At 40.4% G+C, this 21262-nt stretch carries 18 protein-coding genes; 11 read left to right on the forward strand and 7 right to left on the reverse strand.

Annotation, left to right across the window (positions count from 1 at the left end):
* Nucleotides 1–1094, reverse strand: a 1094-nt coding sequence (gene asnS / locus ACRCA4_RS13540) for an asparagine--tRNA ligase (protein ID WP_433189645.1), incomplete at its 3' end; no start/stop codon positions are given.
* Nucleotides 1095–1196: 102 nt separating this feature from the next.
* Between asnS and ACRCA4_RS13545 the strand changes: the two genes are divergently transcribed.
* The gene (locus tag ACRCA4_RS13545; protein WP_433189648.1) at nucleotides 1197–1568 is read left to right on the forward strand and encodes a hypothetical protein; all 372 of its coding nucleotides are present in this window, start codon (nucleotides 1197–1199) and stop codon (nucleotides 1566–1568) included.
* A gap of 23 nt (nucleotides 1569–1591) precedes the next feature.
* Here ACRCA4_RS13545 and bioA read toward each other — a convergent pair whose 3' ends face one another.
* Nucleotides 1592–2863 carry an adenosylmethionine--8-amino-7-oxononanoate transaminase gene (bioA, locus tag ACRCA4_RS13550; protein ID WP_433189651.1) on the reverse strand — a complete coding sequence of 424 codons (1272 nt, stop codon included), beginning with the start codon at nucleotides 2861–2863 and terminating at the stop codon, nucleotides 1592–1594.
* Between the two features lie 106 nt (nucleotides 2864–2969).
* On the opposite strand from bioA, the gene bioB reads away from it, so the two are divergent.
* The 5 genes from bioB (at nucleotide 2970) to htpX (ending at nucleotide 7777) form a co-directional block, all read left to right on the forward strand.
* Entirely contained in the window at nucleotides 2970–4010 is a 1041-nt protein-coding gene (gene bioB, locus ACRCA4_RS13555; RefSeq protein ID WP_433189654.1) for a biotin synthase BioB, read from the forward strand.
* A gap of 61 nt (nucleotides 4011–4071) precedes the next feature.
* The gene (locus ACRCA4_RS13560) at nucleotides 4072–5244 is read left to right on the forward strand and encodes an aminotransferase class I/II-fold pyridoxal phosphate-dependent enzyme (RefSeq protein WP_433189657.1); all 1173 of its coding nucleotides are present in this window, start codon (nucleotides 4072–4074) and stop codon (nucleotides 5242–5244) included.
* Nucleotides 5228–6070: a malonyl-ACP O-methyltransferase BioC gene (gene bioC / locus ACRCA4_RS13565; RefSeq protein ID WP_433189660.1), complete on the forward strand. Its 843-nt coding sequence runs from the start codon at nucleotides 5228–5230 to the stop codon at nucleotides 6068–6070. Before ACRCA4_RS13560 ends, bioC begins: the two co-directional genes overlap by 17 nt.
* On the forward strand, nucleotides 6070–6810 hold the full coding sequence (bioD, locus tag ACRCA4_RS13570) for a dethiobiotin synthase (RefSeq protein ID WP_433189663.1): 741 nt from the start codon (nucleotides 6070–6072) through the stop codon (nucleotides 6808–6810). The genes bioC and bioD overlap by 1 nt, the downstream gene beginning before the upstream one ends.
* A gap of 103 nt (nucleotides 6811–6913) precedes the next feature.
* A complete protein-coding gene (gene htpX / locus ACRCA4_RS13575) occupies nucleotides 6914–7777 on the forward strand; it encodes a protease HtpX (RefSeq protein ID WP_433189665.1) in 864 nt (287 codons plus the stop codon).
* A gap of 90 nt (nucleotides 7778–7867) precedes the next feature.
* On the opposite strand, the gene ACRCA4_RS13580 is transcribed toward htpX, so the two are convergent.
* Nucleotides 7868–8212, reverse strand: a complete 345-nt coding sequence (locus ACRCA4_RS13580) for a zinc ribbon domain-containing protein YjdM (RefSeq protein WP_433189668.1) — start codon at nucleotides 8210–8212, stop codon at nucleotides 7868–7870.
* 328 nt (nucleotides 8213–8540) lie between these two features.
* Between ACRCA4_RS13580 and ACRCA4_RS13585 the strand changes: the two genes are divergently transcribed.
* Together ACRCA4_RS13585 and ACRCA4_RS13590 are read left to right on the forward strand one after the other, a co-directional pair.
* Nucleotides 8541–11807, forward strand: a complete 3267-nt coding sequence (locus ACRCA4_RS13585) for a S41 family peptidase (RefSeq protein WP_433189671.1) — start codon at nucleotides 8541–8543, stop codon at nucleotides 11805–11807.
* A 190-nt stretch (nucleotides 11808–11997) separates the two neighbouring features.
* Nucleotides 11998–12246 carry a TIGR02647 family protein gene (locus ACRCA4_RS13590; RefSeq protein ID WP_433189674.1) on the forward strand — a complete coding sequence of 83 codons (249 nt, stop codon included), beginning with the start codon at nucleotides 11998–12000 and terminating at the stop codon, nucleotides 12244–12246.
* Here the strand turns inward: ACRCA4_RS13590 and ACRCA4_RS13595 are convergent.
* The 4 genes from ACRCA4_RS13595 to ACRCA4_RS13610 all read right to left on the reverse strand — a co-directional run bounded on the left by ACRCA4_RS13595 (nucleotide 12211) and on the right by ACRCA4_RS13610 (nucleotide 18627).
* Nucleotides 12211–14175 (reverse strand): transglutaminaseTgpA domain-containing protein, encoded by a 1965-nt coding sequence (locus ACRCA4_RS13595; RefSeq protein ID WP_433189677.1) that lies wholly within the window; start codon nucleotides 14173–14175, stop codon nucleotides 12211–12213. The two genes, ACRCA4_RS13590 and ACRCA4_RS13595, sit on opposite strands and share 36 nt — an antisense overlap.
* Complete coding sequence (locus ACRCA4_RS13600) at nucleotides 14169–15128, reverse strand: DUF58 domain-containing protein (protein WP_433189680.1); 960 nt, start codon at nucleotides 15126–15128, stop codon at nucleotides 14169–14171. Before ACRCA4_RS13600 ends, ACRCA4_RS13595 begins: the two co-directional genes overlap by 7 nt.
* The gene (locus tag ACRCA4_RS13605; protein ID WP_433189683.1) at nucleotides 15116–16021 is read right to left on the reverse strand and encodes an AAA family ATPase; all 906 of its coding nucleotides are present in this window, start codon (nucleotides 16019–16021) and stop codon (nucleotides 15116–15118) included. Before ACRCA4_RS13605 ends, ACRCA4_RS13600 begins: the two co-directional genes overlap by 13 nt.
* A 125-nt stretch (nucleotides 16022–16146) precedes the next feature.
* Entirely contained in the window at nucleotides 16147–18627 is a 2481-nt protein-coding gene (locus tag ACRCA4_RS13610; RefSeq protein WP_433189686.1) for a S8 family serine peptidase, read from the reverse strand.
* A 281-nt stretch (nucleotides 18628–18908) separates the two neighbouring features.
* Here ACRCA4_RS13610 and ACRCA4_RS13615 point away from each other — a divergent pair, with 281 nt between their 5' ends.
* The 3 genes from ACRCA4_RS13615 to ACRCA4_RS13625 are packed head-to-tail and all read left to right on the forward strand — an operon-like array spanning nucleotide 18909 to nucleotide 21261.
* A complete protein-coding gene (locus ACRCA4_RS13615) occupies nucleotides 18909–19304 on the forward strand; it encodes a curlin subunit CsgB (RefSeq protein ID WP_433189689.1) in 396 nt (131 codons plus the stop codon).
* A gap of 22 nt (nucleotides 19305–19326) precedes the next feature.
* Nucleotides 19327–20808, forward strand: coding sequence for a hypothetical protein (locus ACRCA4_RS13620; RefSeq protein WP_433189692.1), 1482 nt, complete (start codon nucleotides 19327–19329; stop codon nucleotides 20806–20808).
* A 60-nt stretch (nucleotides 20809–20868) separates the two neighbouring features.
* Complete coding sequence (locus tag ACRCA4_RS13625; protein ID WP_433189695.1) at nucleotides 20869–21261, forward strand: curli production assembly/transport protein CsgE; 393 nt, start codon at nucleotides 20869–20871, stop codon at nucleotides 21259–21261.
* The last annotated feature ends 1 nt before the right edge of the window (nucleotide 21262 follow it).

Below are 21262 nucleotides of genomic sequence, written 5' to 3' on the forward strand. Positions count from 1 at the left end.
GCTTTAATGTCTTTAGGGTAGTTTTGCATGATAATTGGCGCGCCAACATGCTCTTCAGCTAAATAACGCTCATGCTCAGATTGTAAATCTACCCCCCATTCCACTGGATAGGTAAATTTCTTGCCACAGTTTTTCAAGATTTCAATGGCGTCGGTGTAGTCCATGCGAACAAATTCTGAGTCAACTAATTGCTGTAAACGGCTAATGGCTGTTTTATCGATGCGCTCAGCAAAAAAGGCCATATCATCAGCACGCTCGGTTAATACTGCTTTACACACATACTTCAACATATCTTCTGCTAATTGCGCGATATCTTTTAATTCAGCAAAGGCAATTTCTGGCTCTATCATCCAAAACTCAGCTAAGTGACGGCTGGTATTAGAGTTTTCAGCACGGAAAGTTGGGCCAAAGGTATAGATTTTTGACATGGCACAGGCATAGGTTTCACCGTTAAGTTGGCCTGATACCGTTAAAAAGGTTTCTTTACCAAAGAAGTCTTCACTGTAATCTACTGCGCCTTTGTCTGTACGAGGTAGGTTTTCCATATCTAACGTACTAACACGGAACATTTCACCTGCACCTTCTGCATCTGAGCCGGTAATAATAGGTGTGCTGATCCAGTAGTAGCCTTGCTCATGAAAAAAGCGATGCACCGCTTGTGCTAAGCAATGACGAACGCGAGTAACAGCACCGGTAATATTAGTCCGTGGCCGTAAATGAGCAAATTCACGTAAATATTCCATACTATGCCGCTTAGGCGCCATAGGGTAGGTTTCAGGGTTTTCTACCCAGCCCACAACTTCTACATTATTAGCTTGAACTTCAAAGGCTTGACCTTGGCCTTCAGACTCTGCAATAACGCCACTCACAATTACAGAGCATCCAGACGTTAAATGTTTAACTTCTTCGTTATAATTAGGTAATTCAGCAGGGACAACGGCTTGCACTGCATCAAAACAGCTACCATCGTGAATGGCTAAAAAAGAAATGCCCGCTTTAGAATCGCGGCGTGTGCGGATCCAGCCTTTAACGGTGATTTGCTCACCTGCGGCATAGCGGCCTGCTAAAACATCTTTAATCACGGCGTGGGTCATGCAACAAACTCCAAAAGGTGTAAACTTAGCTAATAAAAGGAAAGATGTAATGATACTTAGCCATACGCTGAACACAAGTAAAAGTTGAAAAGGATAGCAAATTTGAAACTGCATACGCTAGACAATAAACAACCAGAGCGCCGGCAAGGGCCGGATCTAGTGCATCGGCTTTTTACATGGCTAGCCATTGTGGGTTGGCTGGTGTTTATGGTGTGTTTAATTATTACTCATTATGCCAGTCCTGAAATGGACTCAGGTTTAGTGCGATATTGGCATATTGATATTAGAACCTATTGGCGGCCGACACTTACCGCTTGGCTAGAATGGTTATTATGGTGCTGCGTGCTTTTAAGTAGCGTTAGCCTAGTGCTTAATTGGTTTCGTTTAAAACGCCGCAGCGACCATCTTCATATTAATATCATTTTGTTGTTAGTAACCAGTCTTGGCTTTTTACTCTATATCAATAGACAATAATTCCAAGCTAGAACCAAAGAAGCTTATTCTAAAACCACAGCAGCCATAGCTGCGGTTAATTGACTTAACTGGGCTGAACTAATAATAAAAGAGGGCATAACATAAATTAAGTTATTAAAAGGCCGGATCCACACCCCTAATTCAACAAAGCGTTGTTGCAGTTTGGCAACATCTACCTTGTTAACCATTTCGATAACGCCTATAGCTCCGAGTACTCTTACCTCTTTTACTCCTGGGCCTTGTTTGCATTGGGCTAATTCAGCCTTAAGTTGCTGCTCTATGGCTGCTACCTGCTGTTGCCATTGACCTGTGGCAATAATATCTAAGCTCGCGCTAGCAACCGCGCAAGCTAATGGGTTAGCCATAAAAGTAGGGCCATGCATTAAGCCTTTTGCATCACTTAAGCTAATGCCATCTGCCACTTCATCACTGCATAAAGTGGCTGCAAGGGTTATATAGCCGCCACTTAGGGCTTTACCTACACACATAATATCGGGCTGAATTTGGCTATGTTCGCAAGCAAACAACTTACCGGTGCGGCCAAAGCCGGTGGCAATTTCATCGCAAATTAACAAAACCTGGTATTGATCACATAAAGCTCTGGCTGCTTTTAGGTATTCAGGATGATAAAAACGCATGCCACCATAACCTTGAACTATAGGTTCTAAAATTAAGGCGGCTATTTGCTGGTGCTCTTGTTGTAGTAATTGCTGCAACGGCTGCATGGCTTTGCTATCAAAACTGGCACCAAAGGCAGACTCAGGTGCGGGTAAAAAGTAATGTTGGGCGAGCACATCGTTAAACATGCCATGCATACCATCTACAGGATCACAAACGGCCATGGCGGCAAAGGTATCGCCATGGTAGCCCTTGCGCAGGCTAATGAGCTTTTGTTTACTTTTGTTGCCTTTACCTTGCCAATATTGCAAGGCCATTTTTATTGCTACTTCAACAGCAATAGAGCCGCTGTCGGCTAAAAACACCTTAGTTAAATTAGTTGGCACCATGGCTAAGAGGCGCTGACAAAGGTTAACCGCACTAGGATGAGTAATACCGCCAAACATAACATGAGCCATTTTGCTAAGTTGTTCTGTAACGGCAGCATTGAGTGCAGGGTGGTTATAACCATGCACGGCAGACCACCAAGACGCCGTGCCATCAACTAATTTTTGGCCATTTTCAAGTTCAAGCTCGCAGCCGTTAGCGGCAACCACAGGATAAACAGGAAGTGGATCTATCATAGAAGTGTAGGGATGCCAGATGTGTTCACGATCAAATGCTAGATTTATGCTCATTTATTAACCTGTAGTAAAGTTTTGCTTGCTTGTTAGATTGACAACGGGGCGACGGGCGCTAGACTAGCGAAAAATAATCATAACCTCAATCTTAATAGGGATTTTTATGACAGCTACCGTGCGCCATGACTGGACACTTGAGCAAGTTAATGCACTTTATGCTTTGCCATTTAACGATTTATTATTTCAAGCCCAAAACGTTCATCGGCAACATTTTAATGCCAATGAAGTGCAAATAAGCACTTTGTTATCAATTAAAACGGGTGCATGTGCAGAAGACTGTAAATATTGTCCGCAAAGTGGCCACTATAATACTGGCTTAGAGCGCGAGCGTTTAATTGAAGTTGAAAAAGTGCTGCAACAGGCACAAGCTGCTAAAGACCAAGGTGCAAGCCGTTTTTGCATGGGGGCAGCTTGGACTAACCCTAAACAACGCGATATGCCCTATATTATTGAAATGGTTCGCGGTGTTAAAGCCTTAGGTTTAGAAACCTGTATGACCTTAGGTATGTTAACCGACGAACAAGCCGGTACCTTAGCAGAAGCAGGCTTAGATTATTACAACCATAACTTAGATACTTCGCCTGAGTTTTATGGTGAAATAATTACTACTCGCACTTATCAAGATAGATTAGACACCTTGACGCATGTGCGTAATGCCGGCATGAAAGTATGTTGTGGCGGTATTTTAGGCATGGGCGAAACAGCCAATGATCGCTCGGCGTTATTAATGCAATTGGCTAATTTACCTGAGCACCCGCAAAGTGTGCCTATTAATATGTTAGTTAAAGTAGCAGGTACACCGCTTGAAAATGTTGAAGACTTAGATGATTTTGAGTTTATTCGTACTATAGCCGTTGCCCGTATTATGTTACCGCAAAGCCATGTTCGTTTATCTGCTGGTCGCTCTGGTATGAATGAACAGATGCAGGCTTTATGCTTTTTAGCCGGCGCTAACTCTATTTTTTATGGCGATAAGTTACTGACAACAGATAACCCAGAATCTGATGCCGATATGCAATTATTTAAAAAGTTAGGCATTAATCCTGAGCGTCGCCATGATGTCTCTGATGAGGCACATTCGCTAGCCTTAGCAGATGCCATTAAAGAGCAGCATACTGCGCCTTTATATCACGCGGCGAAATAAGATGTGGCTAAAGCCTATGTTAGAGACTGCACCGGGTCATTGTTATGGGTAATTGTTATAAGTGAAGATAAAACTAGAACAATTACAGCAGGCGTTATTACAGCGAGAGGCTTTACAACTTAAGCGAACGCCTGTCACCTTAGCACGCTATCAGGGCCGTATGCTGACTGTTGCCAGTAAAGATTATTTAAACTTTTCTGGCAATGATTACTTAGGCTTAGCCAATGATCCTAAAGTATTGCAAGCTTATGCCGAGGGTGCTTTGCAATATGGCGCTGGCAGTACCGGCTCGCCGCTAATTACGGGTCAACATAGTATTCATCAGCAGTTGAATGATAGCTTATGTGACTGGTTAGGCTTTGAACGCACCTTGTTATTTTCATCTGGCTTTGCTGCTAATCAAGCAATGTTAATGACACTAACAGACAAAGATGATCTATTGCTATTAGATAGATTAAGCCATGCCTCATTAATTGATGGCGCAATACACAGTGAGGCAAGCTTTAAGCGTTTTGGTCATAATGATCTTGCAGCCTTAACTAAGCTATTGCAGCGTTATAACAGTGATCAGCAAAATACTATGGTAGTCACCGAAGGTGTGTTTAGTATGGATGGTGATACGCCAGATTTAGCGGCAATGGTACAACTTTGTCAGGATTATAATGCGGGCTTACTACTCGACGACGCTCATGGTTTAGGCGTATTAGGTGATCAAGGTCGTGGCAGTGCGGCCGCGCAAGGGGTGGCGCCTTCAGCTTTATTTTGCACTATGGCTAATTTTGGTAAGGCCATAGGGGTAGGCGGGGCCTTTATTGGTGCTAGCAAAACGGTTATAGATTATTTAGAGCAGTTTGCACGTCATTATGTTTATAGTACCGCCTTATCTCCCGCGCTTTGTGCCGCTGTATTGGCTAGCGTGAATTTATGCCGAACTGAACAGTGGCGGCGAGATAAGCTGCAGCAAAACATCCGGTTATTTCGGCAGTTAGCGTCAGACTTACCACTATTACCATCTGACACGGCTATTCAAGCGCTAGTAATCGGCGATGCCCAACAGGCTGTACAATTAAGTGAAACGCTAAAGCAAGAGCAAATCTGGCTAAGTGCTATTAGGCCGCCAACCGTGGCTAAAGGAAGTGCTAGGTTACGCGTTACGCTTAGTTGTCAGCATAAAACCGCGGATATATATCAATTAACTACCTTATTAAGACAGCATTATGACCGCCTTGCCTAACCTTATTAATCAGCCCATTTTTAAAGACTCTGCTGTAACCTGTGCTGCTGAGCCTGCGCTTAAGCGCATAGCCCAGTCTTTTGGTAAAGCTAGAGATAGCTATATTGGTGCTGCACGATTACAGCAAAAAGTGGCTTTAGATGCATTGGCGCTTTTAGCAAAAACAAGCCAAGGCCATTTAGTCGATCTGGGTTGCGGCCCTGGCTGGTTGCACCCTAAATTAAGTGACTATTGTCAGCAGTTTAGCGCGGTAGATTTAAGCCCCGATATGCTAGCAAAAGCGGCTGAACTTGGGTTAGCTAAAGCTTATATTCAAGCAGATGCAGCAACATTGCCATTACAAAGTGCCAGCGTAGATAAGCTTTTCTCCAGCTTAATGCTGCAATGGTGTAAAGATCCTGCTAGCGTATTAGGGCAAATAAAGCGGGTGTTAAAGGCCAAAGGGCAATTTGTTATTACCACGCTCGTTGACGGCTCTTTGGCCGAATTACGCAGTGCTTTTGCTACGCTTGATAACAATAATCACGTTAATAACTTTATGCCCGCAGAGCAGCTTATACAGCTTTGTCAGGCGATTTCAGGAATAGACTGGCAGTTTAAGCAGCAAAGTTATCCGCTTTATTATCCCGATGTGTTAAGCCTAGCGCGAGAGCTTAAGTCACTAGGAGCCAACCAAGTACAAGGCAAAAAACGGTTAGGCCTAACTGGTAAACAGTATTGGCAGCAGCTTAGTCAAGCGTATGAACAGCATCGTACTAGCGAAGGATTAAAAGCCAGTTATCAGGTGCTTTTTATCCAAGGCCAACTTAATGACGAAGACAAGTAATGAATAAGACAGCATGTAAATCGGTATTTATTACCGCAACAGATACCGATGCGGGCAAAACCTTTGTTAGCAGCTTATTACTTCAAGGCATTAAGCAATTAAAGCACACAGCGATAGGGGTAAAGCCCATTGCTGCTGGCGCGAATGCGCAGGGCCAAAATAGTGACGCGGTTTTATTAAGACAACACTCTAGTTACGCGTTACCGAATGTGACTGAAGCAAACTTGGCTAATAAACACCCTTATGCTTGGTATAATCCAATCCTGTTACAACAACCTGTCGCGCCGCATTTAGCTGCACAATTAACGGGCCAACAGATAAACGAAACTGACTTAAACCAAGCCTTACAAAGCTGGCAACAGCAAGAGGTTGATCTTTGTGTTATTGAAGGCGCAGGTGGCTGGCTATTACCTCTGAATAAACAGCGTTATTTATCTGACTGGGTAGTGGAGCATAAGCTGCCAGTTATTCTTGTTATTGGCATGAAATTAGGCTGTTTAAACCATGCCATGTTAACAATAAGAGAAATTGAACGCAGTGGTTGTCATATTATTGGCTGGGTGGCAAATTGTGTTGATCCTGATATGCAGTTACTTGGCCAAAATGTCGATGATTTACAACAACGAATTGCTTACCCTTGCTTAGCCGTACTGCCTTGGTATTCTGCATCGGCTAGTACTCGTGCAGATAAAACCAACCAAGCCGTGAAGTTAGCTCAATCGGTATTGGCTTTAATGTAATTGCGTTATTTTATTTATTAACTTAGTTGCACAGCATTTGAAATTGCCTTGGTCGCCCTCATATTAGCCTTAGTCTTAGTTTTAACGTTATAAGGTAATAAACGTGAAAAGAATCTTTTTATTTTTACTCACTAACTTAGCTGTTATTGCTGTATTAAGTATTGTGCTTAATGTGGTCTTTAGCGTGTTAGGAGTTGATCGCAGTAGTATTAGTGGTTTATTAGTTTTTGCCGCGATATTTGGCTTTGGTGGCTCTTTTATTTCATTGGCTATTTCAAAGTGGATGGCCAAGCGCTCAACGGGTGCTGTGGTGATAGAGCAGCCTCGTAATGCCACCGAGCAATGGTTAATTAATACAGTTTCGCGTCAGGCTAAAGCGGCCAATATTGGTATGCCTGAAGTGGCAATTTATGACTCTCCAGAGATGAATGCCTTTGCCACGGGGATGAACCGAAATAATGCCTTAGTGGCAGTGAGTACTGGTTTATTACGCAGCATGAGACAAGATGAGGTAGAAGCCGTTTTAGCCCATGAAATTTCACACGTGGCGAATGGCGACATGGTAACCTTAACCCTGATCCAAGGTGTGGTGAATACCTTTGTTATTTTCTTCGCTCGCTTAATTGCCGGTATGCTCAATAATAATGGTAACAACAATAACCAAGGCGGTGGCTTTGCTTATTACGCTACGGTATTTGCATTAGAGATGGTGTTTGGTATTGCCGCGAGTATTATTGTTATGTGGTTTTCTCGTCAACGTGAGTACCGAGCTGATGCTGGCGCTGCTAGGTTAGAAGGGCCGCAAAAGATGATTGCAGCATTAGAGCGGCTAAAGCATAACTCTGAAAGTCACTTAGAAGGCAGCATGATGGCTTTTGGTATTGCCAGTGGTGGTAAAAAATCTGAGCTATTTTTAAGCCATCCACCATTAGAAAAGCGGATCGCAGCGTTAAAAAACACCGTTTAATTTAAAACGGGTTATTTAAGTTAGTTATAAACATAAAGGTTTGCCTTGCTAAGTAATGGCTAAGGCAAACTTTTAACTTATCCAGCCTTATTATTCTTGAACCTTACGAACAAACTCCGACTTTAAGCTCATTTGACCAAAGCCATCAATTTTACAATCGATATCATGATCAGCATCGACTAAACGTATATTTTTCACTTTAGTACCAATTTTAACTACAGATGATGAGCCTTTAACTTTTAAATCTTTAATTACAGTTACAGTATCGCCATCTTGTAATTCGTTACCTGCAGAATCGCGGATAACCTTAGAATCACTTGTGGACTCAGCTGCATCAGCTGACCATTCATGGGCGCATTCTGGGCAAATTAATAAAGCACCATCTTCATAGGTATATTCAGATCCGCATTTCGGGCAGGCTGGTAAAGTAGACATAATTAATTTCCTAATTAAAATATTGATTAAAAACAATCAATAAGCTAGTTAAACCGCCATTATACCCGATAGATCGCCATTTTAGTGGCTCTAATTGTATTGAATGGCAATTTTGTTACTGCAATAGCTTTAACTAAATTAAATTCTTTGCCAAACCTTTACTGTTTTATATCGGTAAGTATTGCAATGGGTATTAAATAAGCAGTTAACGTTTCTTAATTTACTTATTAGCAAGTTAATTGCGCTATTTATCTCTTTTTATTGGCCAATTTTGCCGATTCTGGTAACTTAAAACAGCATTACTACAATAAATATAAAAGAGGCGATTATGAAATTGCGATATTCTTTACTAAGTTCAGCCTTATTAGCTTGTCTTATGGGGACAACACAAGCGTCTGAAGGCTATTACCGCTCTCCGACTTTACATAACAACCAAATTATTTTTACTGCCGAGGGTGATTTATGGCAGGCCAGTACCGATAAAGCAGATGCCCGTCGCGTGACGAGCCATTTAGCCGAAGAAACCCAATCAATCATTTCTCCTGATGGTAAGCAGGTTGCTTTTGTTGCTAATTACGAAGGCGCCAATGAAATTTATATTATGCCTTTAGCCGGCGGCAGTGCGAAACGTCTAAGTTTTGAAAACAGCAATGTTCGCATCCAGCAATGGTTAAGCGACGGTCGAATCTTATATAGCACCGATAATGCTATTGGCCCAACTCACTATTGGGTATTAAAAACAATCGATCCTAATACTTTAACGCAAGAAAACATTCCACTTGCTGATGCTTCAGCAGGTAGTGTAGATGAAAAAAATAATCAGCTGTTTTTTACTCGCTTTGGTGTCTCTTTGTATGGCGATAATACAAAAGTGTACCGCGGTGGTGCCATGGGTGAATTATGGCGCTGGAAAATGGGCTCGCAACAAGAGGCTGTACTGTTAAGTAAAAACCACGAAGGCAATATTAGTCAGCCAATGTATTATGATAATCGGGTTTACTTTGTTAGTGATGCCGATGGTAATAGCAATATATGGTCAGTAGATGCCCAAGGAACAGAGTTTCGCCAGCATAGCTTTCATAAAGACTGGCGTATAGGAAGAGCCAGTTTATCTGAAGGCAAAATTGTCTACCAGTTAGGCGCTGATCTTCATTTACTTGACCTGAGTGATAACAGCAGTCAGCCAGTGACTATTAAATTAGCTTCCGATGCAGTTCAACAACGAGAGCGTTGGGTAGATAAACCGCTAAACTATTTAACCAGTGCGCAATTTCAAAGCCAAGCTAAAGATAGCCAATCTGTGGTTATTACTGCTCGCGGCCAAATAGTGATTAGTGCAACGGGTAAACGTCGCTTAATTCAGGTTGACACACCTACTAATAGCCGATCTCGTGAAGCTATATTAAGTAAAGATGGCAAATGGGTTTACGCCATTAATGACGCCAGTGGTGAAAACGAGGTTTGGCGTTTTGCTGCGGATGGTAGTAAAAATCATAGTCAACTAACTAAAAATGGCAGCGGACATCGTTGGCAGTTGTCATTATCGCCTGATGGTCGTTATATTGCTCATGATGATAAAGCCGGTGATTTATGGCTATTAGATGTTAATAACAATAAAAACACTAAAATTTATGAAGGCGGTATAGGTTTACATGGTTACTCTGATCTGGTGTGGTCAGCTGATAGCCAACTATTAACTTTCACTTTTAATCCGGCGGATGCTGATCGTTCTCGTGTTGGTTTATATAGTTTAGCAGATAAGAAATCGCAACTAATAACGTCTGATAAATATAACTCATTTTCACCCACCCTAAGCCCAGATGGTCTATGGCTATATTTTGTTTCACAACGTAGGTTTTCAGCGACACCAGGACATCCTTGGGGCGATCGAAATATGGGCCCTATGTTCGACAAACGTAATGAAGTTTTTGCTGTGAGTTTAAAGCAACAAGCTTGCTTCGCGTTCAGACCTGAGCAAGAAATAGAAAGTTGTAATGATGAAGCTGCACTAGAAAGCAAGAAAGGTAAAAAAAGCCAGTTAGTTGACTGGGACGGGATTACACAGCGACTATGGCAAGTGCCTATTAGTGCGGGGAACTATTATAAGTTAGCTTTAAATGATTCTAGATTATATATGCTAGAAAGTGCAGGGCGTGATAATAGTTTAAAACAAGTTGAACTAAGCCGTGCTGGAGCAAAAGTGTCTACTTATGCAGATAAGGTTGCAGATTACCAATTATCAGCAGATGGTAAGACGTTATTTTTGCGAAAGCCAACCCAAGGTGGTCATGCCGATATGTTGGTTGTTGACGCAGGTGCAAAACTGCCTACAGATCTTAAAAATAACCATTTAAATATAAACAGTTGGCAGTTAGCTTTAACACCAAAAGATGAATGGCAACAAATGTTTTTAGATGCTTGGCGTATGCATCGTGATTTCTTGTTTGATAAAGGAATGCGTGGGCTTGATTGGGAAGCAAGTAAAACTAAATATCAACCTTTGGTTGATCGAGTTAGTGACCGATACGAGTTAGACGATGTATTTGGTCAAATGATGGGTGAACTTAATGCCTTGCATTCACAAGTGCGCGGTGGAGAATACCGCAAGCCGGCTATAAAGCCGAAAATGGCGAATTTAGGCGCACAATTTGTATCGGATAAAGCTGGACTTAAGGTTGAACATATTTACCACTCTGATCCTGAAGTGTTAACCATGCTTTCTCCTTTAGCTAAGCCGGGTGTTAATATTAGTGAAGGTGATATTATCACTGCGGTAAATGGCTTAGAAATAAAAAATGAAGCTGATTTAGTAAAACAACTGCGCAACCAAGCGGGCAAACAAGTTTTACTCAATGTAAAACGTGGTAAAAAATCTTGGCAAACGGTTGTCATGCCAACAGATTATGATACGCATCTGCGTTATCAAGATTGGGTTTGGCATAACCAGCAAAAGGTTGTTAAACAAAGCAATAATGAATTTGGTTATTTACATTTGTATGCGATGGGTCCCAATGACATAGCAAATTTTGCTCGCGAGTTTTATGCAAACTATGACAAAAAAGGCTTAGTGATTGATGTAAGACGTAACCGTGGTGGCAATATCGATAGCTGGATTATCGAGAAGTTATTACGTAAAGCCTGGGCATTTTGGCAGCCTACTCAAGGTGGGGCTTATACCAATATGCAACAAACGTTCCGTGGCCATTTAGTTGTGTTAACCGATCAGCTTACTTACTCAGATGGCGAAACCTTCTCTGCCGGTGTTAAAACCCTAGGTTTAGGTCCATTAGTTGGTAAGCGTACATCAGGAGCTGGGGTTTGGTTAACTGGTCGTAATAGTTTAAGTGATAACGGTATGGCGCGAGTTGCTGAAACAGCTCAGTATTCCATGGATGGCAGCTGGATCATAGAAGGCTATGGTGTTAGTCCTGATATTGAGGTGAATAATATGCCTTATGCTACTTATCAAGGTGAAGATGCTCAGCTACAAGCGGCATTAGACTACTTAAATAAAAAGTTATTCCAACAGCCGATAACGCCGTTAAAGGCAACATTGCCAAAAACAGGCATAGCCAGCGAAGTAAAACCTCTTTAAACCTTATATATAATTAACAAAAGCCCAGTTATTATAATGATGACTGGGCTTTTTATATTGGCTAGCACTAATAGGTAGTTTAATGCCTTATACACATAATGATTTTATTTCGCTAAAAAGCTCAGTAAAGCTTTTCTTTGTCTTTAATGCAGACTATGGTGAAGATTCTAACTAAACGGGGATGAGCATTATGTCAATAACACCTGATTTAACAGCAGAAATTCGTATTCTTACACTTTATAATTTAGACAGCGCAATGGAAGGTTTGAAGGTACACCAAAATGCTGGCGCTGAAGCTCAACGAGCAGCGCAACGTTTATTTGAAAAAGGCCTAATTGATCAACCGGATGGTGGTTATTTAACTGAATTAGGTATTCATTGTGCTGAGCATATTCAAGCGGCTTTACGTATTTTGGACCATAGTAAAGAAACGGCGTAATTGCTTTTTATTGCGGCGCAAATATTGACCTAACGCTAAAAGTGCCGCTTTATCTTGTTGATATAAAGCCTTGTTATATAATTTAATAACAGGGCTTATTAATTCAGTATGTTGCGGTTGTTCTACACAGAGTTGCTCTAAATAACAACTAATTGAAGTTGAGCTAGCTTTACTTTGCCATAACATTGGCAATTGTTGGTGTATTAACTGAGTTGCTTCAGCATAAGATTGGCGCTGCTTTTTTTGCCATAAAGTAAAAATAAGCACAATAATAGTAATGCCAAGTAAGACGATACTAATTAAGATATGCCAAATATAGCGTTTTAAACTTTGCCAAATTTCCATTTGCTGCTCACTATCAAAGCCTAGCACCCAAACTGTCCAATAATAATCAATATGTCTAAATTGCTGGCGCATATCGTTTAACCAGCTTAGCTGCTGCCAGCCTGATAATAATAAGCGTTGCTGATCGTCAGAAAGAGCAGCGTTTAAATCTTCTAGTATTCGTTCAGGTGCTACGGCAGCGGTAGGATCAAAGCGATACCAGTGATTACCATCTAAATACTCAACCCAAGCGTGTGCTTCTCGTTGAGTAACTTGTAGGTAATTTTGCTCAGAGTACCAATTTCCCCCTTGATAGCCGCCAACAACCCGGGCTGCTATACCTACACTACGTAATAAGAAAGCACTTGCTGATGCATAATGGCTACAAAAACCGGTTTGGCTAGCAAATAAAAATTGATCAATACTATTGGGGCCTAATTTAGGCGGCGTTAAGCTATAAAAGTAGGCTTGTTGATTAAAGTGTTTTTCTAATGCTTTAACAAAAGCCACCGGACTTGGGTTTTGTTTATATAACTGTTTAGCAAAAGCGTGACTTTGCTGGTTTTCATTCGTGATAACAAGATTTCTGTTGCGCTCTGCTGCTGATAATAGTGTTATGGGGTTATCAATACTCGTTAACTGATAGCGTAATCGCTGGCTAACGATATTGTCTGCTTCAACTAATCCAGTTGATAAAATTTGCACTGGCCCTTGGCTTTGGATTGGGCTTGCTAGCGCAAAAACGCTTTGTTGCTGACTAGGCTCAGCAAAAATGCGGTACGTTATACTTGAGCTTTGCTCGGCTAAGTTGGCTAGCAATGGCTGTTTCGCTAGAGGTTGTATTTGCGCTGTTTTTTCATCAATGTGCCAACTGCGACCATCGAAGTGTTCATAAAGCTTAGCTCGCCAATACAACTTATCTTGGCTTGGTCGCTGTTGGTCAAATTCAACTCTAAATGCAAGGCTGTCATTTTGAACGAGTTGCTCGATACTACCTGGATCTAAGCTATCACTTAAGCCTGTAGTGGCCATATTGGCATTAGGGATTTGCCAAAAAGGGGCTAGTCTTGGAAACAAGATAAAGCTACCTAACCATATAGGGATAATAATTATCAGGCTATGTAATAAAGCTCTTTGTTGGATCTTAGCTTTGGCTGGTGCAAATAAATGATAGTGCAGATATAAATTGATGATGATTAAACCAAAGATCAAAAAAGTCATCAGCATGGACTGATGCAAAATAAAGCAGCTAGCTATTAAAAAATATTGTACCCAAACGAGTTGTTGTTGCTCTGTTGGCTTTTTAAGCACAAATAAACGACAACTTGCTGCAAGTAATAATATTTGCAGCATTAAGTTTAATGCGCCAGCATTGCGCGCATTCGCTAACAGGCCAATAAGTATTAATGCTGCTGCTATATTGGCCTGTAATAAGCTTACTTGAAATTTGGCCGTACTATTTTGGTACAAATAACAGCCTAAACCTAAACTAATAACAAGCATAAACCATAAAGGTAAGGCGCTACTGAGGATCAGTGTTAGCAAGAACAATAATAGACTAAAGCCTAGGGCTTGCTTGGATTTAAATGACAATGAACCTAACATCTAAATAACGCCAAATGTTGTAAACAACGCTGTAAATGTTGTGACCCTGCAGACGGAGGGTAATTAATAGCGGGAGACGTTAAGCCGTATAATTGACCATTGGCTTCTAAGGCAATTAATTGTTCACAGGCAAGGCTTAAGGCATGCTCCAGTGCTGCACCAGTTAAGTCGGGAATTGTTACCCATTTAGGATCATGCTGTTGAACAGGCTGACGTAACCTGACTATAGGTTTGCTGCTATCTTTGGCTAAACGTTTCCATAATATTTGGTTTAAGCTATCGCCGGTTTGATATTGACGCAGGTTCTGGCTAATTTCTGTTTCGAGTGGCTGCTGTGCATTATTCGTGTGGCCATCAGGAATGCTAGTTGCTTTAATAGGCTTAGGATACACCCAGTATTGTTGGGCTAAAGCAATGTAACTCCAACTGCGCCATAAACCAAAAGGGTAATGGCTACTTATTTTTAGCCTTGGCAAGGAAAATTGGCCACGAGCTATAGCTGCTGTAGTCATAGTTAACACAGAATCTTCCGGATCTATGCAATCTTTTTTCAGTTGCTCTGCCATTGTCATAAACTGAAATTGCAGCATATAACGCGGGATCTTAGTGTGGCAGTGAATAGCAATAACTAAGTCTTGCTGAACAAAACCTTCATTATTGTCACTACAGCTAAGAGTTAAACCATTAAGATTGCGAAATGATAAAACAATACTGATTAAAAAAAGGCTTAATAAAAAATAACAAACTAACAAAATTAAATTATTTTGATAGTTTGTACCTAATAAATAAAGTAACAGGCAAAGTAAAGCAAACCAAAAACCATATGCAGTTGGTAAAATAAAAATATATCGCTGTTTTAAACTCACGCGCTCTGCGCTAGGCTGTCGTTTATCTAACCAACGGCTTAGCCAAGACCAGTAATATGAGTATAATTTAGCTTTTAGATTAAACATGGTGTTTGTTGTAATAACTGCTGGCTAAGTACGAGTTCGCGAGCATCTGAGCTAGGGTTAAGTCTATGCTCGGCAATATAAGGAAACACTTGCTGTATATCATCTGCACTGACAAAGCTGCGTTCATTGATAAAAGCAAAAGCTTTTGCCGCACGCAAAATGGCTTTAGATGCTCTTGGTGATAAAGGATGTAAATCTGAGCGCTGACGGCTTGTTGTAACTAAAGCTAATAAATAGTCTATTAATGGGTCCGCTGCACTGACAGCATTGACTTGCTGTTGTAATAATCTTACTTGTTCAACACTAAGTTGCTCAGTTAATAAATTTAATGGTGAAGTGTTTTCTTGCTTTAATAACTGATGCTCTGACGCATGATCAGGAAAACCTAAAGATAATCGAAACATAAAGCGATCTAATTGTGACTCAGGCAGTGCTGATGTTCCAGTATGAAACAAAGGATTTTGGGTTGCTATAACAAAAAATGGCTTAGGTAAGGCTCGTGTTTCACCATCGATAGAGACTTGCTTTTCTTCCATCGCTTCAAGTAAGGCGCTTTGAGTTTTAGGGCTAGCTCGGTTAATTTCATCGGCGAGTAATACTTGGCTAAAGACAGGGCCAGCCTGAAATTTAAATTCATGTGACCGTGCATCATAAATGTTAATGCCAGTAAGATCGGCAGGTAATAAGTCACTTGTAAACTGGACACGCCGATAACTTAAACCAAAACTATTAGCTAAAGCATGGGCGAGGGTGGTTTTACCCATGCCGGGCAAGTCTTCTAATAATAAGTGGCCTTCAGCTAATAAACAGCATAAGGCAAGGCGAATTTGCTTAGGTTTACCTAGAATAACGCGATTTAAATTTTGCTCTACTTTGTGTAACTGTGCTAACACTTGCACTCCTTACAACCAAAACAATGTTGTTGATTTATCTATCCATAGTAACCCTGCCTAAATTTAGTGCAAGTATTAAAAAAGCGGCCTAAACCGCTTTTATTTAAGTTTAATCTAAGGTTATCTTAAAAGTTAACACTTAGCGCATTTGAACATAAATCAGTTCCTGCAGTACATAAGGTGTAGGTAACTGTAGTGGCTTGTGAATTAAAACGATCACGATAACGGCCATTGTTATCTAAGGTGTCGATTAACTGTCCATCACGATATAAATCAAGATTATCAGTAGCCCCTGTCCAACGTAAGTCTACGATTGTTGACCCCGTACGAGTACGAATTGAACGTTTTAAGCTTAGCTCTATTGCTGTTTCAGCTACAGACACTTGTTTTTCAATTGTATGGCTTAAACCGGTTTCATCTGTGGCAGTTAATGAGACTACATAGTCTCCGCTGTTTGCATAGGTATGGGTTGGGTTAGTTTCTGTCGAAACATTACCATCGCCAAAGTTCCAGCTAAGCTGAGCAATATCATTGTTTACATCTGTTGATAAGTCTGTGAAGCTTACTGCTAATCCTGAAGAGCCATAACTAAAGTCAGCTACGGGGGCAACATCATCTGGTTGTGTATCTCCATCTGGTAAAGCTGTCAGCGTTAATGACCAACTATTTAAGGTTCCAGTATCAGCAGCTGCACTATCTGAAACAAATAATGTCCAATCACCTTGCATTTGTTCATTATTAAAGGTGTCTAAAGCCCATGATTGAATAATGTCATCCGCAGATCCTCCAGTGCGGTTATGTAACGTATGCTCAGTGCCTGTTGGTGAGGTTAACTTTACAATTAAATCACCAGACCAAGTATGATTAATATTTACCCCTACTTCTGTAGCGAAAATCATACCAGCTAGCGGTACTGAAATTATACTTGTAATGCCATTAGTATTGCTATCAGGGATACTGATTGGCGTAGTATTTTCATAAGTTCTATCTTGTAAACCTTGCGGTAACACACTCAGACTAGCATTAACTGATTTAACTAATTCATTAGTCTCAATATCAGTACCTGTTATAGTGAAATTATAATCACCCCAAGCTGTATCAACAGCCGTATTAACTTGTAAAGTAACGCTGTCACCCGGCTCAGCCGTAGTGGCTGATAAGCTAACATCAGCTAAAGCAGGGTTTGTTTCAACATTTAATGCAACTTGACCGGTCCAGTCAGCAAGGTTACTAATGTCTAATGTATACTCAGCGGCTTCTCCGGCTATAATTTCTTGGTTACGCGGTGAAATGGTCAGTTTAAACGATGGAATAGGGTTAGCTTCAACGACTGAATTAGCTAAATTTAATCGTTTACCCGATACCGTTTTACCTGTAAGTGCCGTTAAGCTATCACCTGTTTCCATTAAGATTGTTTTAACTTCTGCAGGCGTAAGATCAGGATTAATTGACCATAGCAATGCGGCTGCACCAGCAACGTGAGGCGATGCCATAGACGTACCAGAGTAACTAGCATAACTATTACCTGGAATAGTTGATAAAATAGCTGAGCCTGGCGCACCAATATCAACGCTAACAGCTCCGTAATTAGAACCGCCGCCACTAAAAACAGACAATGTATCGTTACGATCTGTTGATGCAACTGAGATTATACCCTCTAGATCATACGCAGCAGGGTACATCGGCGTAGTATCTGCGTCATAGCCATCGTTACCCGACGCGGCTACGAATAAAATTCCTGCATCATTGCTTGTCTGAATGGCTGCACGCAAAGCCTCTGAGTAGCCACCGCCACCCCAAGAGTTATTGGTTGCTTTAACATCTACGCCATAATTAAGCTTAAGATCAGTAAAATAGTTTATACATTCAATGGCACCTGCGGTACTACCACCTTGTGGCCCTAAAAATTGACAAGGGATAATTGTAACATCCCAGTTGACGCCGGTAACACCGACACCATTATTACCTGAAGCACCAATGGTTCCAGCGACATGAGTACCATGTGAGCCGCTATCCATAGGGTCAAGCGAAGCATTGGTAGCTGAATAACCATAGGTGCTACCAGGATAATCGCCATTATTCACCCATCGATTATCAATAAGATCTGGGTGGTTATAATCCATACCGGTATCAATTACACCAATAATAACATTACTACTACCTGTTGAAAGATCCCAAGCCTCAACGGCTTTGATATCAGCACCGGCAGTACCACCATTTTGCCCTGTATTTTGCATTGCCCATAATTCATTAAAACGAGAATCATCTGGGGTAACAAGAGCATGAAGAGGATAGTTTGGTTCTGCAACTTCTACACTTGGGTTTAACGAAAGCTTTTTAATAAGCTCATCACGGTTTACTCCCTTTGGTATCATAACTTTGACAATACGACCATCAGCAACATAACGCATTTTCATGTCGCGACCTTGAGCATCTAGCTGACGTAAGCTTAGACCTTGATTATTAATCAGGTTTACACGTTGTTGTTTTGATACGCCAGGCTTAAACATGACTAAAATTGAATCTTCTGAAGAAGCCTTCGCAAGGCTTGAGCCCGATATCAAAGCAGCTGTAATGGCAATAGCTAACAGATTTTTACGTTTCATAATTATACCCACGGTTAATTTAAGGTTAACTTTTATTTTTTTTGTTGCGTTATTATGGATAGCACAAATATTAAATAATGGTAAATATTTTGTTTTTTACAATCTTTAAATTTAACATTAATTTATTTATCACACCTTCATTATGTGTAGGTTATTGTTATTAAAGTAAAATGTGTTTTTATTGAAAATTGGTTAGTTTACAAATAGCCCATTTGTACTATTGTAAGTTTTTAAATCTGCTTTAGCCTAAAGTGGTAACTTAATTGATAAGGGGTTGTAATTTGCGTGTTGCCAAATGGTGTACATTGATTTTCTTGATGTTTTCAAGTGCAGTGTTTGCAGATATTTCTATTCAATTAACGGCGTTAATTGAACGACACGCTTTAGCAAATAACGTAGACGTTACTCAATTAGGTGATTTTAATGTTGCCGATGTCACGCAGTCGGGAAATGGTCATTATGCTGTTTTGCTACAACAAGGGGTCTTAAACACGCTGATTTTGCAACAGCAAGGTTTAGGAAATCGGGCTGAAATTCGCCAGTACGGTAGTAGTAATTCGGCGCAGATTATGCAAAACGGCACTGATAATTTAATTCGACTTGAGCAGTGGGGCAATCAGCAGTTCTCTATAGAGCAGTCTGGTATAGGTGCTGAAATTTCAATTCTTCAATACTAATAATAAATTAGGATAACCTTATATGAACATTGCGATTCCACGAAAACATATTTTAAGTTTAGCTATCACCATGATTGTCAGTGGCTCAGTTTTAGCGCAAGAGAATGAAGTCATGATTAACCAAACCTCTGTTGTTGGCGCTTTAGAGGGTAATACTGCACAGGTAATACAAAGTGGTGAGATTGGTTATGTGGCCGTTGTTCAATTTGGCATATTGAATGAAAGTAATGTCCAGCAAAATGGTGTTTGGTTAGAGGCTTATAACTTTGTAAATGGTCAAAGTAATATAACGAATATTGAGCAGCTAGAAGACTGGCATATTTCTTTTATTGATATTGTTGGTGATAGCAATAATGCGCAGACAAATCAAACCGGCTTTTACAATACAACGGAAGCAGTTATTAACGGCACTGACAATAACTTAGCCTCTGTACAAGCAGGAGAGTTTCATCAAGCCTTTATAGACTTATCCGGCAATGGTAATAGCGTTGCAATAGATCAGCTAGGTAACTCAAGCTGGAGTAAAGTAGATTTCTTTGGTAATGATAATAGTTTTATCAGCTTTCAAACAGGCGATAACCATGAATCAGGTTTATTTGAGTTAAACGGTGATCGTAATAGTTTTGAAGCTGAGCAACTAGGCAATGCTAACGTTGGTGGTGCAATAGGCCTGATAGGCAATGATAACAGTTTCTATATCTATCAAGATGGCAGCTCAAACGTATTTATTGCCAATAATATCACTGGTGATAATAACCTTGTGGATGTAATGCAAAATGGCAACGCTAATCAGTTTTTACTTGACCCACTTCAAGGTAATCAAAATTTATTGTTAGTTGAACAAAATGGTGACAATAACCTAGTGTCAATACCAGCGGGTTTAGTGGGTAATGATAATCAAATCGATACATTACAAACAGGCAATAATAATACAGCACAGCTTATGACAGAGGGTGACTTTCATAATGTTCAAGTTCAGCAAATTGGTGATAACAACCAAAGTGAGACCTTGTTAATTGGTTATAGTAACCAAGGTATTATTTATAGCGCAGGTAACGATAACAGTGCGGTGATTGTTATTGATGGCCAGAATAACCTTGTTGAGGGCGAACAGCTTGGTGATTCTAATATAGGCGAAGTAGCAATTATCGGTGTTGAAAATGAGGTTATCTACTTCCAAGCTGGTAATGATAACAACTTACTTATTACCAGTGATATCCCAGTTAACGCTAATAATATCAACATAGAACAGCAAGGTGATATTAACTTAGTTGATATTTTAGTCGCCGGAAATGCTAATACTTTAGACATTTTACAAAGTGGCTCAGGTAACTTTGTCGCCGGTGATAGTGGTTATTTTGCAATAGCAGGTGACAATGGCCAAGTTGCAATATTACAGCAAGGCAATGATAACTTAGTACTAGGTGGTCAATACGGTTCAACTAATATCATGTCTGTTACTCAAGTTGGTGATTATAACACAGCGACAGTAGTACAAAATTAGTGGTTATAGCAGCTCACAAGTTAAACATTAACAACTGAGCTGCTTTTTTTGGAACTGTCCATGAAGTTAATTGGCATTACATTTATTATCTTTTGCTCAGTTGCCCTTCGTGCAGCTGATATAGAGCTAGGCGGCCTAGTGCTAGATCGTACTATTTCTCGTTTTGGTAAAGACTTCTCTTTTTATTACTCTGGTTACTGGCGCGATATGCCAGCTACAGAAGGCGTAACTGTGGTTATTTATGAGCAAGTTTATCCGCAAGCCGGTACCGTTTTATGGGTTGAAATGAATCAGATTAAAATTTATCAAACTTATTTCGGTCGCCGCTATAACGATGTAAAGAAAATGGCAGAACAAGCTGTTTTATTGAGTATTAACGAGTTAGCTAATATTGAAACTAAAAAAATGCTTGAGCAGCCAACAACTGACCCATTATCAAAGGATATTCACTAAT

This window comes from Rheinheimera sp. WS51, assembly GCF_050936095.1.
In the GTDB taxonomy this organism is placed as follows: Bacteria; Pseudomonadota; Gammaproteobacteria; order Enterobacterales; family Alteromonadaceae; genus Alishewanella.